Annotated in this window: 13 protein-coding genes; 8 read left to right on the top strand and 5 right to left on the bottom strand. The window is 47.5% G+C overall.

Annotated features, from left to right (window positions below; all coding sequences use genetic code 11):
- Positions 1–8 precede the first annotated feature (8 nt).
- Positions 9–1,877: a signal peptide peptidase SppA gene (gene sppA, locus V1467_RS10630; protein WP_416304957.1), complete on the bottom strand. Its 1,869-nt coding sequence runs from the start codon at positions 1,875–1,877 to the stop codon at positions 9–11.
- 188 nt (positions 1,878–2,065) lie between these two features.
- On the opposite strand from sppA, the gene V1467_RS10625 reads away from it, so the two are divergent.
- Positions 2,066–4,093: an FAD-dependent oxidoreductase gene (locus tag V1467_RS10625; RefSeq protein WP_416304956.1), complete on the top strand. Its 2,028-nt coding sequence runs from the start codon at positions 2,066–2,068 to the stop codon at positions 4,091–4,093.
- A gap of 3 nt (positions 4,094–4,096) precedes the next feature.
- Here the strand turns inward: V1467_RS10625 and V1467_RS10620 are convergent, their stop codons facing one another.
- Complete coding sequence (locus V1467_RS10620; protein ID WP_416304955.1) at positions 4,097–5,014, bottom strand: LysR family transcriptional regulator; 918 nt, start codon at positions 5,012–5,014, stop codon at positions 4,097–4,099.
- A gap of 183 nt (positions 5,015–5,197) precedes the next feature.
- Between V1467_RS10620 and V1467_RS10615 the strand changes: the two genes are divergently transcribed.
- The 3 genes from V1467_RS10615 (at position 5,198) to V1467_RS10605 (ending at position 7,465) form a co-directional block, all read left to right on the top strand.
- Positions 5,198–5,929, top strand: coding sequence for an SDR family NAD(P)-dependent oxidoreductase (locus V1467_RS10615; RefSeq protein ID WP_416304954.1), 732 nt, complete (start codon positions 5,198–5,200; stop codon positions 5,927–5,929).
- 25 nt (positions 5,930–5,954) lie between these two features.
- The gene (locus V1467_RS10610) at positions 5,955–6,161 is read left to right on the top strand and encodes a tautomerase family protein (RefSeq protein WP_416304953.1); all 207 of its coding nucleotides are present in this window, start codon (positions 5,955–5,957) and stop codon (positions 6,159–6,161) included.
- A gap of 86 nt (positions 6,162–6,247) precedes the next feature.
- Positions 6,248–7,465, top strand: coding sequence for a YbfB/YjiJ family MFS transporter (locus V1467_RS10605; protein ID WP_416304952.1), 1,218 nt, complete (start codon positions 6,248–6,250; stop codon positions 7,463–7,465).
- On the opposite strand, the gene V1467_RS10600 is transcribed toward V1467_RS10605, so the two are convergent.
- Positions 7,462–7,791: an ArsR/SmtB family transcription factor gene (locus tag V1467_RS10600; RefSeq protein ID WP_416304951.1), complete on the bottom strand. Its 330-nt coding sequence runs from the start codon at positions 7,789–7,791 to the stop codon at positions 7,462–7,464. The two genes, V1467_RS10605 and V1467_RS10600, sit on opposite strands and share 4 nt — an antisense overlap.
- The gene (locus V1467_RS10595; RefSeq protein ID WP_416304950.1) at positions 7,792–8,232 is read right to left on the bottom strand and encodes an SRPBCC family protein; all 441 of its coding nucleotides are present in this window, start codon (positions 8,230–8,232) and stop codon (positions 7,792–7,794) included.
- A gap of 305 nt (positions 8,233–8,537) precedes the next feature.
- On the opposite strand from V1467_RS10595, the gene V1467_RS10590 reads away from it, so the two are divergent.
- From V1467_RS10590 to V1467_RS10575, 4 genes are all read left to right on the top strand, one after another.
- Positions 8,538–9,758 (top strand): GGDEF domain-containing protein, encoded by a 1,221-nt coding sequence (locus V1467_RS10590; protein ID WP_416308686.1) that lies wholly within the window; start codon positions 8,538–8,540, stop codon positions 9,756–9,758.
- 66 nt (positions 9,759–9,824) lie between these two features.
- Entirely contained in the window at positions 9,825–10,184 is a 360-nt protein-coding gene (locus tag V1467_RS10585) for a hypothetical protein (RefSeq protein ID WP_416304949.1), read from the top strand.
- Positions 10,185–10,310: 126 nt separating this feature from the next.
- The gene (locus tag V1467_RS10580; protein WP_416304948.1) at positions 10,311–11,441 is read left to right on the top strand and encodes an efflux RND transporter periplasmic adaptor subunit; all 1,131 of its coding nucleotides are present in this window, start codon (positions 10,311–10,313) and stop codon (positions 11,439–11,441) included.
- Between the two features lie 17 nt (positions 11,442–11,458).
- Positions 11,459–14,641, top strand: coding sequence for an efflux RND transporter permease subunit (locus V1467_RS10575; protein WP_416304947.1), 3,183 nt, complete (start codon positions 11,459–11,461; stop codon positions 14,639–14,641).
- A 61-nt stretch (positions 14,642–14,702) separates the two neighbouring features.
- On the opposite strand, the gene V1467_RS10570 is transcribed toward V1467_RS10575, so the two are convergent.
- Complete coding sequence (locus tag V1467_RS10570; protein ID WP_416304946.1) at positions 14,703–15,536, bottom strand: hypothetical protein; 834 nt, start codon at positions 15,534–15,536, stop codon at positions 14,703–14,705.
- Between the last annotated feature and the right edge of the window lie 18 nt (positions 15,537–15,554).

Raw genomic sequence — 15,554 nt, 5'->3', positions numbered from 1 at the left:
GTGGTTAGTTAAAGCTCACAGGCAATACAAAATGCATAGATGCCTTGCGGATCGTTGAGTTTGGTCATTGAATCAAACTCGCCGAGTAGCTGCTTAATCATGGTCATAAATTGCGGATTTTCGCTTTGGGCGATATGTGCCCCCCCCATGACGTTGGCCGCCTTGCCAAACAACTCACGCCAGAATTTTTCCTTGGCAGAGATATCCGGCAGAATATCTTTGGTATCGTATTTTTCCAGTCCGGCCAGCTCGGCCGCCGCCGCTACAGAATCTGACAAGTAGCCCAAGTGATCGACCAGACCGATTTCCTGCGCTTTTTCACCGATCCAGACCCGCCCCTGGGCAATGCTGTCTACTTGTTCCTTACTCATGTCGCGCTCTTCCGCTACCATTGAAATAAACTGCTCATAGCCGTTTTCGATGCTACGCTGAAAAATTGCGCCGACACGCGGGTCCAGTGCCCGGGTGGCGGATAATCCGGCAAATTCGGTGGTACCCACGCCATCGGTATGCACACCCAGATAGTCCAGCGTATTTTCAAAGGTCATAAACATACCGAAAATGCCGATAGAGCCGGTAATAGTGGAAGGCGCGGCCCAAATCTGGTCGGCGCTGGCGGATATCCAGTAGCCGCCTGACGCAGCTACGCTGCTCATCTGTGCTACAACGGGTTTGCCGGCAGCTTTAAGATTTTCAATTTCCTGACGAATCACTTCGGAAGCAAAGGCGCTGCCGCCCGGAGAGTCTACATACAGCACCACGGCTTTGACTGTATCGTCCATACGTGCCTTACGCAGTAACTGCGCAGTGCTGTCGCCACCAATAGTACCGGGTTTCTGGAAACCATTGAGGATTTCACCTTTGGCTACCACGATGGCGACGTTGTTGCCGTTGCCATTATGCGGAAAGGGTGAGGTGATAACATCCAGATAGTCTTTAAAGCCTATATTGGTGTAGCCGCGCTTGTTATTGTTGTCGTCACTTTTACCCACTAGTCCGGTTAACTCGGTTAATACATCCTGACGAGTTTTAAGCGCGTCGACCCAATTATTTTGTAGGGCGTAGTTGGCAAAGTTGCCGTTAGCCTGTTCAAATTTGGTTAAAAACAAATCCAGTTCTTCGTCAAAATTATTGACCGGTACACCACGAGCTTCAGCTACGCGAGTTTTGTATTGGCGCCACATGGCGTCCAGCCAGGCCTGATTGGCCTGTTTGGCGGCATCTGACATATCATCACGAATATAGGGTTCAACATAGGATTTATAGGTACCGACGCGGAAAACATGGGTGGTGGCTTTGAGTTTTTCCAGTGCGGTTTTGAAATACATACCGTAACGGCCATAACCTTCGAATAACAACGAGCCCATAGGATTGAGGTATAAATGATCGGCATGTGCCGCCAGGTAGTATTGATTTTGCGAGTAATAATCACCAATCGCATAAACCGGCTTACCGCTTTGCTTGAAATCGTCTATGGCTGCACTGATTTGTTCCAGTTTATTCAGGCCTGCATGGCCCAGATTTTGTAAATCCAGCACCAGCGTTTTAATGCGCTTGTCTTCTTTGGCATTATTGATGGCAAAAATAACATCTGACAATAACACTTCAGGCTTGTCTTCGCGTTGCTCAAAGGCTTCCTGAATAAATTCCTGAAAGGGATCGACAGCTTCTTTCTGAATCACCACATCACCGACCAGATCCAGAACCAGCGCAGTCTCACTCGGCACTAATACTTTTTCTTCGCCGGACATAAAGGCACTAATCAGGACAATCGCAATAATCAAAAATATGATATTGAAAAAAGCATTGCGTAAAAAATTAAGAAATGACCAAAGCCCCGTAAACAACGACTTCGTCCAGCTTGTTCCTGTTGCCATAAATACCACCTATATAGTTCGATCAGGTTATTCTACTTAAATGGAGCCCTATAGCGAAGCTACAAATGTAATTAAATATGACTCAATCACGTGGATTTGAGATGCTCGTTGTTCATTCAGGGGTTTCAATCGCTTTTATTTAAGGTAAACTTATTGTTAACAGGTATGACCAGTAAGGGTGATAATTAATGAACGACCATGCTCTCTATCCGCACTTATTTAGTCCGCTGGATTTGGGTTTTACCCAATTATCCAACCGTACCCTGATGGGTTCCATGCATATTGGTCTGGAAGAAGAAAAACATGGTCATGAAAAACTGGCTGCGTTTTATGCGGAGCGTGCAGCAGGCGGCGTTGGGCTGATTGTTACCGGTGGTGTAAGTCCGAATCGTCAGGGTTGGTTATCACCCTTTGCATCACGAATGTCGAAAAAGAAACACGCATTGCAGCACCAGGTGATCACCGATGCCGTGCATCAGCACCAGGGTAAAATCTGTTTGCAAATTTTGCATGCCGGGCGTTACGGCTATCATCCATTAAACGTCGCACCTTCGGCCATTCAATCACCGATAACGCCGTTTAAACCTCGCGCGTTATCGGTACGCGGCATTTATAGCACCATTAAGGATTACGCCAATTGTGCGGCAATGGCCCAGTTAGCCGGGTATGACGGTGTCGAAATTATGGGCTCCGAAGGTTACCTGATTAATCAGTTTATTTGTCCGCGGACTAATACGCGTGACGACGAATGGGGCGGCAGTTTTGAAAATCGTGTGCGCCTGGCGGTAGAAATCGTTAAGGCCGTGCGGCAGCATGTGGGTGAAAAGTTTATTATTATTTACCGGTTATCCATGCTCGATTTAGTTGAAGGTGGAAATCAGTGGGAAGAAGTTGTCGCGTTGGCTAAATTAATTGAACAAGCGGGCGCAACCATTATCAATACCGGCATTGGTTGGCATGAAGCTCGCGTGCCTACGATCAGTACGTTGGTCCCCCGCGCCGCGTTTAGCTGGATCACCGAAAGAATGAAAGGTGAAGTTTCGCTTCCATTGATCACCACTAACCGCATAAACGATCCACAAGTGGCTGAAGATATACTGGCAAAAGGTCAGGCCGATATGGTCTCAATGGCCAGACCTTTTCTGGCTGATGCAGACTTTGTTAATAAAGCTAAAGCGGGTAAGGCGCATCTTATCAATACCTGTATTGCCTGCAATCAGGCCTGCCTGGATCACGTTTTCGCCAGAAAACGTGCCAGTTGTCTGGTGAATCCGCGCGCCGGATATGAAACCGAATTGAATTTTACCCTGACCAATCACAAACAAAAGCTGGCCGTTGTAGGGGCAGGACCTGCCGGATTGGCCTTTAGCTGCTACGCTGCCCAGCGCGGTCATGAAGTGCACTTGTTTGACAAGGCAGACAAAATTGGCGGCCAGTTTAATTACGCCAAAAAAATTCCCGGTAAAGAAGAGTTTTATGAAACCTTGCGCTATTTCGACAATCAGTTGCAACAACTCGGCGTATCAGTGCATTTAAACAGTACACAAACCACAGAATCTCTAGCCAAGGGGGGCTTTGATCAAGTGGTACTGGCAACCGGTATAGTACCTCGTCAGCTGGATATTCCCGGTATTGAACATCAAAAAGTGTTGAGCTATCTGGATGTACTCAGAGATGACAAGCCGGTAGGCAAAAAAGTGGCGATTATCGGTGCCGGGGGAATTGGTTTTGATGTGGCTGAATATCTGGTGGAATCGCATTCATTAACCGTCGAACCGGATAAATGGCTAAAAAACTGGGGAATTGACAAAAACTACAGCGACCGCGGCGCATTGCAGCCGCCTGAGGTGGAAGAACCGGCCAGACAAATCTATTTGTTGCAGCGTAAAACCACTCGTGTCGGCAAGGATCTGGGTAAAACCACTGGCTGGACCCATCGTAGTTCGCTTAAATCCAAAAAAGTGCAGATGATCCCCGGGGTGACGTATAAAGCAATAGATGATCAGGGCTTGCATATTGAAATTGATCAGCAAGCCCAAATTCTGGATGTTGATCATATTGTTATTTGCGCCGGTCAGCAGCCGTTGCGGGATCTGCAGCAAGGTCTGCTGGACAGAGGTATTACCACGCATATTATTGGTGGTGCCGATGTGGCAGCAGAACTGGACGCCAAACGAGCGATACGTCAGGGCGCAGAATTAGCCGCAGTGATATAGCGGTTAACTCTGCAGCGTCAGTTTTGCTATCAAGAAATCAATAAAACTTCTTAATCGCAAGGATATATGCCGGGCATGCGGATATAACAGAAAAACCGGACGCGATGCCCCACCATGTTGGGGCAGTAATTCGATCAGTTCTCCTCGTTCCAGTTCTTTTGCAACGATAAAACGATAGGTTTGTACCAGCCCGGCACTGTTTTTGGCCAGTGTTGCAATCCCAAGTGCATCGTCCGTACAGGTATAACTGCCGGTTGTTTCGATCTCGGTGATATTGCCATCAATGCTGAACAACCACGGAATTCTTCGTCCCGTACTTGGCAGTTCAAACTGGATACAGTCATGTTGTTCAAGATCGTCCAGATGGGTAGGAGTACCCGCTTGGTCAAGATAGGCGGGCGAAGCCACCAGCACCAGTTCGGCATATTCGAGTTTTCTGGCAATCATCGACGAATCTTTCGGATCTCGCATGCGGATAGCGAGATCGAAATCTTCGGCGATCAAGTCGATATTGCGATTACCAATATTAATCTCGAAGGTGATACCGGGATAAAGCTGGCGAAATTGCGCCAATAGCGGCAATAAACGGAAGTGACCATAGGGTGTTGGTGCGCTGATACGTAATAGTCCTGTCGGTGTACTCTGTTCGCCAGTCACTTCGCGTTCGGCTTCTTCCAATTGTGTGAGCGCATTGCGGCATTGTTGATAGTAGCGCCGTCCATGTTCGGTGACCCGAATCTGTCTTGTGGTTCGCACAAACAGACGCACACTGAGACGCTCTTCAAGCCTTGAGATGGAACGGCTTACCGCTGCGGGAGTAATCCCTGCAGTGTTGGCAGCCTGGGTAAAACTGCCTAGTTCTGCGGCCAGACAAAATAGTTCAATTCCGCTGAATTGCTTCTCGTCAAAGATACGTTTCATCTCATTGCTCCGGCAAATTTAATCCACAAAAATAATCTTTATTAGTTACAAAGTGTATCAAGTGATTTGCTTAATCCCATATTTATCTAAGTTTAAGTCAAAACTAGTATTGCCCGCATGACAGTCGCAGATGTATCGCGGCCGTCTCTATTGACGTTTATAACTGTTTTCGGGAGAAAAATTATGAATAGAAAAACTGTCATTATTACTGGCGCATCCAGCGGAATTGGTCTGGCCTTGGTCAAGGCTTATTTGTTGCAAGGTTTTAATGTTGTGGGTAACGCCCGCAGTGCTGAAGGTCTTCAAGCTGCGGCGACATCACTGGGTAATCCGGCTAACCTGTTGTTAGTGGCTGGTGATATTGCCGATCCAGATACAGCAGAGCGGGTTATTAGTGAAAGTATGCAACATTTCGGGCAGATCGATACTTTGATCAATAACGCGGGTATTTTTACGTCTAAAGCTTTTACCCAGTTCTCTGTGGAAGACTGGCAAAACAACATTAATACCAATCTGGCGGGATTTTTTCATATCAGTCAACGTGCTATTGACAAGATGGAGCAGCGGGGCAGTGGTCACCTAATACAAATTACCACCAGTATTGCTGATCAGCCAATTAACGGTGTACCTTCAGTGTTAGCCTCGCTGACCAAAGGTGGACTTAACGCGGCCACCAAATCGTTAGCAATTGAATACGCATCGCGCAATATTCGCGTTAATGCAGTAGCACCCGGCATTATCAAGACGCCCATGCATCCTGAAGAAACTCATTCAACCCTGGCAGCACTGCATCCTGTTGGCCGTATGGGCGAGATTCAGGATATTGTCGACGCCGTTCTGTTTCTTGATAAAGCGACCTTTGTAACAGGGGAAATACTCTATGTCGATGGCGGTCAGGCGGCCGGACATTGGTAACAATATTTAAAACAGGAGAATGACAATGCCATATGTAAATATCAGAGTAACGAATGAAGGTGTCACTACAGGGCAAAAGTTGCAGTTGATACAAGGAGCGACGGATTTACTTCAGCGGGTACTGAATAAAGATCCCGCCACAACCTTTGTTATTATCGATGAAGTCGAGATGGAGAACTGGGGCGTTAACCGAGAAAATGTTGCCAGCAGGCGTCAACGCGAGGCACGATAGAAAGTGTCTGCAGGGTCTTGGCAAGCAGCCAAAATGTTTCAATTGCTGCCAGTATTGTTTATACAAAGATACAAGGGTAAAACACTATGGTTCAGGACAAGACAGAAGGCGATGACAGGATAACAATAACAGAGCTTGTAGGCTTAACCATCGCCGGGTTGTGTGCCAGCCTGATTGGCATTGGACTGGCACGTTTCGCCTACACTCCGCTATTGCCTGCGCTAGTCGAGGGGAACTGGTTTGACGCTGCCGATGCGGCTTATCTTGGTGCTGCGAATTTAGCGGGCTACCTTGTTGGCGCTTTGATGGCGGGGACACTGGTAAAAAAGTTTCCGGTGGTAGCGACACTTAGAGTAATGATGCTGGCCGTTGCCGCGTCGTTTATAGCTTGTGCTTGGCCGGCAAGCTTTATCTGGTTTTCGTTGTGGCGACTACTATCAGGTTTCGCGGGTGGGGTACTTATGGTATTGGCGGCCCCCACTGTGCTTGCTCATATTCCGACGCTCAGACGGGGTCTTGTCAGTGGCGCCATTTTTAGCGGTATCGGCATAGGTATTGCTATTTCAGGCACGCTGATGCCGTTGTTGTTACAGCAGGGGATCACGCAAACTTGGCTCGGACTGGGTATGTTGTCCTTGCTGCTTACTGCCATTGCCTGGCGAGGATGGCCGCGCGTTGACGTATCTGTTACAGTAGTCGATTCCTCACCAGTGTCTATTCCGCTTTGGTCTTTGCGTGCTGTATATATCGAATACGCTCTGTGTGCTTTTGGACTCGTTCCGCATATGATTTTTCTGGTCGACTTTGTCGCACGTGGACTTGAACAGGGCCTATCTATTGGCTCGGGTTACTGGGTTATAGTAGGTTTTGGCGCTATCACCGGTCCGCTGGTGCTTGGCTATTTGGCAGACCACTTTGGTTATCGCGCCGTCCTGCGTTTGTGTTTGCTGGTCGAAACGTTCGCTATTGTGTTGCCGGTATTTAGTGCGGATAAAATAGCGTTAGCGGTATCGTGCGTACTGGTCGGCGCTTTTATACCAGGCAGTGTTATTTTGGCGCTTGGGCGTATTCGTGAGCTGTTTATAAATCATCCGGCAGGGCAGAAAAAAACCTGGGGTATCGCCACTACCGGTTTTGCGTTATTTCAGGCGGCGGGCGCGTACAGCCTTAGTTACGTGTTCGATCACAGCGATGGCGACTATACACTGCTGTTTATGTTGGGAGGAGTCGCCCTGAGCTTGGCCTTGATTGTTGATGTCGGTGCCGTTTTTACGCGGCACCGCAGAGCAGAGTTGAATGGTTAGGGGCTAGGGTCTGTTGATTTGTTTTCAACAAAGTCCTTAAGAGCATGAAGCCGCTGATCCCACTGCTGTTCCAGCTTGGCGATAAACTGCCTGGCGGTAGCCAGTTTATCGGTATCCAGTATAACTTCTGTCTCGCGTCCTTTTTGCGCCAAATGCACCAGATTGGCCGATACCAGCACCTGTAGTTGCTTCCGGGCACCCTGACGGGAAACGCCGAGATTCTTTGACAACTCGCCAATGGTATAAGGCTCGCCACTAGCGAGCCGCGTTACAATTAGCAGGCGAACCGGGTCACCCAAGGCTTTATATATCTGTGCTTCTAACATCTATGCCGCTTTAATGTAATTTTCTAAACGATCCAGCATAAAATCCCAGCCTTTGATATTTTGCATGATAGCCGATTCCATTACCTCAGCAGGTAGTTGGGTAAAACCGGACTCTATCAGGGTTATTTTACATAAGTCTGCCGATTCTTGTGCAATTTGGAATTCGACCAGGGTATTGGGTACGCTGAGCACGTCACCCACAAAACTATCCGCCCCCGGCACCCAGCGATAAGCAAAGTAATCATAGGGCTTGGCGTCTACGACATAAATCCGGCTAGTGCAGTGTTCGCCGAATCCGAAAACCGGTTGATGACCCGGACTATATTCGCCCTCCAGGGTTTCCGGGAACCACTTGGTTACCAGTTCAGGGTTGGCAATTGCCGCGTAGATTTTTTCTTTACTGGCGTTAATCATAATTTCACGTTTGATCATATCTTGCATAAGGAACTCACTTTCGGGTTGAGGTTTAATTTGCAGTCAGTAAAGCATTGTAATTATTTAAATGCAACCAAATGGTTGCATTTATTTTTGTTAAACTTGATTAATAATGGAATCTCTTCCATGCGTTGTTCCATAAAGTTCCCCTAGTAGTTGGTTTTTTAGGTATGACAAATACCTGAAGTGTATGAAATTTTTTTCAATACACTTTTGAATTATCGCCACAATCTGGCAACATAGCGGCAATTAACTGCTGCTTTTTGATATGGCAGACATTCCAACAGAATTAAGGGGTTTGCTTGGACTTTGTGGATACTGCCAAATTTGCACTGAAATCACTGCTAGGACAGCTTATTTTTATTGTTCTGTTGATTATCTGCATTGATAATTTACCGATTATGGTGGGGCAATATTTGCAAAAGTTGCAGTGGCTACCTCATTCACTGCTTATTGTGGCGGCAATTATGGCAGTCCAATTTGGTCATAGCCGCATATTTATTGCTTCCTGTTTACTCTTTTCCAGTCTCTATGTTGGCAGTATTCCGGCCGATTACTTGTCTGTTGAGCAAGTTCAGCATTTTCTGCCGCTGGTGCTGATCAGCAGTATGGTGGGATTATTATGGGAAAGAGACCGGGGTTTTAGTCTTCAGGGGCTGGCTGTCAGTGTGTCGGTGATGGTGGCCAGCTGCAGTACCGTTATTCTGGCCAGCATGTATTTGCAAAGTCTTTCAATGCCATGGTTAACTCAGTTATTTCAAAACTCAACCACTGTGACAGCCCTCAAGCTTAACGGCGCTGAAGTGTTATTAATGTTGATTGTGCAATTTGCCGGACTGGCACGCTTTATTTTAAAACCCACTAATCGTCACGCTGCACTGATGTTGGTGACCTTAAGCGTAACCGGCATGATGTTGTATTTTGGGCAATTATTACCACAGTTGATGTTGAGTATGCTGGCGGCGGCATTTTGTGTGCTGATTTTGCATGACAGCTACAATATGGCCTTTAAAGATGAATTAACCGGGATCAAAGGGCGCCGGGCGCTAATGCAATATGCGTCGACACTGGGCAAGAAGTACACCGTGGTGATGGGGGATGTGGATAAATTTAAGCGCTTTAATGACAAATATGGTCATGAAGTGGGTGATCAGGTGCTCAAAATGGTTGCCACCTGCGTCGACGAAGTGGGCGGTGGGGGTAAAGCTTTTCGTTATGGTGGTGAGGAATTTACCATCGTATTCCAGAACAAAACCGCCCAACAGGCCAAGCTTTTTGTTGAAGAAGTTCGTCAGGCGATTGGTGCCAGACCTTTTTTGTTACGCGGCTCGGGCCGCGAACAGGGGAATGCCAAAAGCCGTAGTGGGGCGGCAACTCAAAAACGTCAGGAAGTCTATGTGACATCCAGCTTTGGTATCGCCGAGCGGGATAGTCAGACTGCTGAATTTGAAGATGTGATGAAAGCTGCTGACCAGGCTTTGTACAAGGCAAAGGCCGCGGGTCGAAATTGTGTACAACTGGCTAAACAATAAAATGTGGCAGTATTTTCCCTTCAGCAACGGGTTGAATTTTTTTCTATCCGCAGAGTCCCAAGTTAGATGAATAAGTATTGGCTGAATTATGTGTTGCTGTTAATGATTGCTGTGCAATCAATGTTTGCAGTAGCTAGCCAACAGCAGCCCCATCAAATTGATATTAATCATCTCAAAGTTGAACACTCCCACCAATCGGACAAATTGTCTGTCTTAAAGGAGCGGGGAGACGCGTTGTCCGCCGGTCATAATATTGAAGATTGCCACCATTGTGGTCATTGCCATGGTTCCCATTCGGTTAGCTGGGTTAACAGTGTTTTCAGGTTTTCACTGGACGATCGGGAGCAAAATAAACTGCTAGATGTTGAACCTGCTTATCTGCCAACTTTTACCGACAATCTGTTGCGCCCTCCTATTTTCGCCTGATTCAAGAGTTTAAGTTTCGCTCTGATATTTCCGTCAGAGCATTTATCAATTGAATTAGGGCGTGCTGAATGTTACCCGCCAGTGTATTGGCGACATAATTATTTATCCCGCCCGGGAGAAAAAATCATGCAATCGAATATCTGCAGTCACCTTTTGCTGGTGACGGTACTGAGCTTTTCCGTGTTTGCTTACGGACAACAGCAAATTAACCCGATAACAGAATCTAGTCATAGCGAAAATGAAGGAGCGTCCCCGGTTATATTGACCGACGAGCAAATAGCGCACGCCGGGATCCAGGTTGAAACACTTCAACTGCAACCTATGCAGCAATTTCTTTACGCGCCTGCTGAAATAAAAGCGAATGGATACAGCACTTATATTGTTTCGCCACGGGTTGACTCTGTGGTGTTAACCCGTCATGTGTCTTTAGGTGAACACGTGGTCAATGGTCAGCCACTAGTCACCTTGTTCAGCGACGTTATTGCCCAGGCTCAGGCCAGGTACCGGATTGATTATGCCGAATGGAACCGGATCCGCAAATTGGCTAAAACGGCGGTCAGCGAGAAGAATATATCGGAAGCACAGACCGGTTATATCGCGTCCTTGGCCAACCTGAAAGCCTTCGGCCTGACAGACAACGACATAAAGCAATTAACCGCCGATAACAGCTCTGCACTGGGTGAATATACGCTGCAAGCGACACAATCCGGCTCAGTGTTAAATGATGATTTTCAGCAGGGCCAGCGGGTAGAGGCGGGACAAGCTTTGATGATATTGGCTGATGAAAGTGAATTATGGGTTGAGGCCCGATTGTCACCCGATGCTGGTATCCATTTGCCAACTGGCTCATATGCCAGACTGGAGGTCGGTAAACGCACGTTTTCAAGCCAGGTTATCCAGCAAGCCCACACTATTGACCCATTAACCCGCACCCGGGTTGTGCGCCTGTCGGTACAGAATAACGATCATCAGTTACATGCAGGTATGTTCGCTGACGTGTTTTTTGATATCAGTACTGATAAACCGGTTTTGGCTGTGCCCGAAGCCGCGCTGGTACGCGGTAGCGATGGTGACTGGATGGTTTTTGTTCAGGTTAGGCTAGGTGAATATGCGAGTAGGGAAGTGACGCCGGGCCATTCCAACGGTGTTGTCAGGCAGATAACCGGTATTGCCGCCGGTACCGCTGTCGTCGTACAGGGAGCCTTTTTTGTTGCCTCGGAGCAGGCTAAAAGCGGATTTGATCCGCATAATCATTAATTACGGAGTGTTTCCTTATGTTTAATCGATTAATTGATTGGGCTGTGAGCAACCGTTTATTGGTGGTGATCGCCTTGTTTACCTTGATAGCGTTTGCTGTTTTCAAGATCCCGCAACTGAATCTGGATGCATTCCCCGACGTGACCAATGTGCAGGTGGCGATTAACACCGAAGCACCCGGTCTGGCAGCTGAAGAAGTAGAGCAGTTAATTTCATTTCCGATTGAAGCGCTCCTGTATGCGTTACCTGATGTGCAGGAAGTGCGCTCCATTTCTAAAACCGGCTTGTCCGGAATTACCGTGGTATTCAGCGAGGGTACCGACATCTATTTTGCCAGACAACTGGTGTTTGAACGGTTGCAAGCCGCCAAACAGATGATCCCGGCCAATGTGGGAACGCCTGAAATCGGCCCTAATACTTCAGGATTAGGGCAGGTTTATCAATACTTGCTGCTGGCTGATCCCGACTCTGGATATAACGGTATGAACTTGCGAAGCCTCAACGATTGGGTGGTAAAGCTGCTGCTGATGCCGGTCGACGGGATTACCGATATTTTGTCGTTTGGCGGTCAAGTGCGCCAGTATCAGGTCAATCTCAATCCGTCCCGTTTACTTTCTTATTCGTTGTCGCAGCAGGATGTGGTGGAAGCCTTGCAACGCAACAATAGTAACGCTGGAGGTTGGTACCTGAATCGGGGGCAAGAGCAGTTGGTTATACGTGGTACCGGCTGGCTAAGTCATTCACAACGCGGGCTGGACGAAATAAGCCAGATCCCGTTGAAAACGATTCAAGGGACAGTTGTTACCATTGCAGACGTGGCAGAGGTAGAGTTGGGTAGTGAAATCCGGCAGGGGGCTGTCACCATGACCCGACGCCAAAATGGACAAGTAGAATCTCTGGGTGAAGTGGTGTCCGGCATTGTTCTTAAACGCATGGGAGCCAATACCAATGCAACTATACAGGGTATAGAGCAAAGGATGGCATTGATTAATCAGGCATTACCGCAAGGCGTCCGCTTACAACCTTTTTATAATCAGGCCGATCTGATTAAGCAGGCAATTAGCACTGTTACCAATGCGTTGCTGCTGGCGTTTGTTTTTATTCTGCTGGTATTGGCGTTGTTCTTGATGGATCTGGGTGCCACCTTGCTGGTGGTTATATCAATACCCATCTCCATCGCTATTGCGCTGATGATGATGGCGTGGTTAGGGATATCGGCCAATTTGATGTCACTAGGGGGCATTGCTGTTGCAATTGGTATGCTGGTCGATGGTTCTGTGGTGATGGTGGAAAATATGTTTAAGCATCTCAGCTGCCCAGACGCTAGGCATGATAATCAGACAGCGCCGCATAGCAGCCAATCTACAGATCCTGATAATGTTATTAACCACCGAAAGCTTATAGCACTTAGGTTGCAGCAGGCCGCTAGGGAAGTCGCACGTCCTGTTTTCTTTGCTAGCCTGATTATTCTGGTGGTGTTTATGCCTATGTTTAGCTTTGAAGGGGTTGAGGCAAAATTGTTCCAACCTATGGCAATCAGTATCATTCTGGCTATTTTAGCGGCTGTGTTGGTGGCATTAATTATCATCCCTGCGTTAGCCACTTATGTTTTTACGCGCGGTATCAAAGCGCGTCGCAGCATTATTTTCTCACCCCTTGAAAAAGCCTATAGGCGTAGCCTGAAATGGGCGCTGAGGCATAACAAAGTGGTATTGAGCATATCACTATTGATGCTGCTCGCGGCTGGCTTGTTGATCCCGCGCCTGGGTACCGAATTTGTTCCCGAACTGGAGGAAGGAACCATCAATCTGCGGGTAACTTTGGCGCCCTCGGCGAGTTTAGATACAGCATTGGCCGTCGCGCCTAAACTGGAATCGATGCTATTAACCTTTCCTGAGGTTAACTACGCACTGAGTCGCATTGGTCGAGCCGAGATTGGAGGGGATCCTGAACCGGTTAGCAATATTGAAATCTATATTGGCCTTAAACCCCGTGCCGAATGGACAAGCGCCGATAACCGCTATGCACTGCAAGATTTGATGTCGGACAAACTCGGACAATTTCCTGGATTATTACTGAATTTTTCCCAGCCTATTGCTACTCGGGTGGATGAATTGTTATCCGGGGTTAAGGCCCAACTGGCGATCAAGCTGTTTGGCCCTGATTTGGAAGTATTGACCACAAAGGGAGCTGAAATTGAACAGCTGATAAAAGGCATTGAAGGCGCTCGTGATGTGGCTTTGGAGCAGATTGTTGGTGAGTCACAACTGGTAGTGAGCCCTGATCGGCGGCAACTTTCCCGCTATGGTCTTTCTGTCCAGGATTTGATGTCTGTGGTGCAAAACGGATTGGGTGGGCAGAACGCCGGACAAATTATCAATGATAATCAACGTTATGATATTTATGTGCGTCTGGCTGAAAAATATCGGCAAGATCCACAACGTATCAGGGATTTACGTCTGCAGTCACCAACCGGAGCCTGGGTCAGACTGGAAGATGTGGCGCAGGTCAGCTTTCAGTCTGGTCCACCACAAATTCGCCGTGATGATGTGCAGCGCAGAGTGGTTATTCAAGCCAATGTGCAGGACAGGGATATGGGCAGTGTGGCGGAAGAAATTCGAAGCTTGGTTGACCAGTACATAGATTTACCAGCCGGGTATTCCGTCACCATTGGCGGGCAGTTTGAAAGCCAGCAACGCGCCCAGCAACGCCTGATGATTGTGGTGCCTGTTTCATTGGCGCTGATCGCCTTGTTGCTTTATTTCTCATTTGGATCGTTAGGGCAGGCCGCATTGATACTGGTTAACGTACCTTTGGCAGTAATTGGTGGCGTATTCAGTTTATATCTGTCGGGACAATATTTATCCGTACCCGGATCGGTAGGTTTTATTACCCTATTTGGCGTGGCGGTGCTGAATGGTGTGGTGATGGTAGAAAGTATCAATCAGCGTATCAACCAAGGTGAAGGTATTGGTGAAGCAGTTTATCAAGGAGCTATATCACGTTTGCGGCCGGTGTTAATGACGGCGCTAACATCCATGTTGGGCCTGATACCCATGTTGTTGTCTAACGGGGTTGGGGCAGAAATCCAGAAGCCCCTTGCCAGCGTGATTGTTGGCGGTTTGGTAAGTGCAACATTGTTAACCCTGTTTGTATTACCTATCTTGTTTAGCTGGTTTTCCAGACATAAGTATCCATAACCTCAGCGGTTTGTGAACTTAACGGATTATTTATTGGCGGGGCACATAATAGTGCCCCCGCTTATTCCAAGGGGTGGACTTTAAGCAAATCTTCCAATTTCATATCAAACAGATTGATAAAGTCCCGTTCTCCAAATGCGGCTAAATCCTGTTGCCATTCCTGATCTGAGCTCAGTTGTGTTATCACCCTATTTACCTGAGGTAACAAGTGAGAATAGGACGGGCTGAGCAGCATATGGCGGGTAAAACTGTCGATGTTGGGAGAATATTGCCTTATTTTGTCGGGGATCAGTTGTTGGTATGCATTGAGTATCTGCGACTTTTCCATTTGGACAACGTCCGCCTCGTGCTGGAGCAGTTTGTTGATACAGTCATTGTAATTGTCGCCGTTGATTCGTGTCATCTGCCCGCTAACGAACAGTGGTGAGAAATGTCGATAAACATGACCTTCAATGCCGCAGAATGTTTTATGCTTGAAGGCGTCGGGATACTGGCCAATAATCGCCCGTTCGGGTTGATAAACGATAACATCGGCATCCCATAAAATGGACTTGCTGGCCAGCAAACCGGGCTGACCTCCAAACCATTTGGAATTCGCCCATAGAATGGTGACATCTTCTCCCCGGGCCAGCTTCTGGTTGAGTAACGTCCGCGGGACAATATGTAATATCCAGTTTAAACCGGTTTTCTGGCGTAACTTACTAACCAATAAACGACTTAGATCGGTTGTTTTGTTGCCGTTGATAATAAAAGGTGCGAAGTCATGGTAAACATAGATCGGAATTTCATCAGAATGTTGTGCAGCATGATGCTGGCAGCCACTTATTGTCCATGCAATCATCGCCAGTAGTACTGCAAATAACTGCTCAATTTGGCGTTTGATATCAAGTTTCATATACAGCCGGGTAGTTTT

Origin of the sequence: Neptunicella plasticusilytica (genome assembly GCF_047922965.1) — a bacterium.
Classification (GTDB): Bacteria; Pseudomonadota; Gammaproteobacteria; order Enterobacterales; family Alteromonadaceae; genus Neptunicella; species Neptunicella plasticusilytica.
Note: the sequence above shows the minus strand (reverse complement) of the source record. Positions and strands in the feature narration are given on the sequence as shown.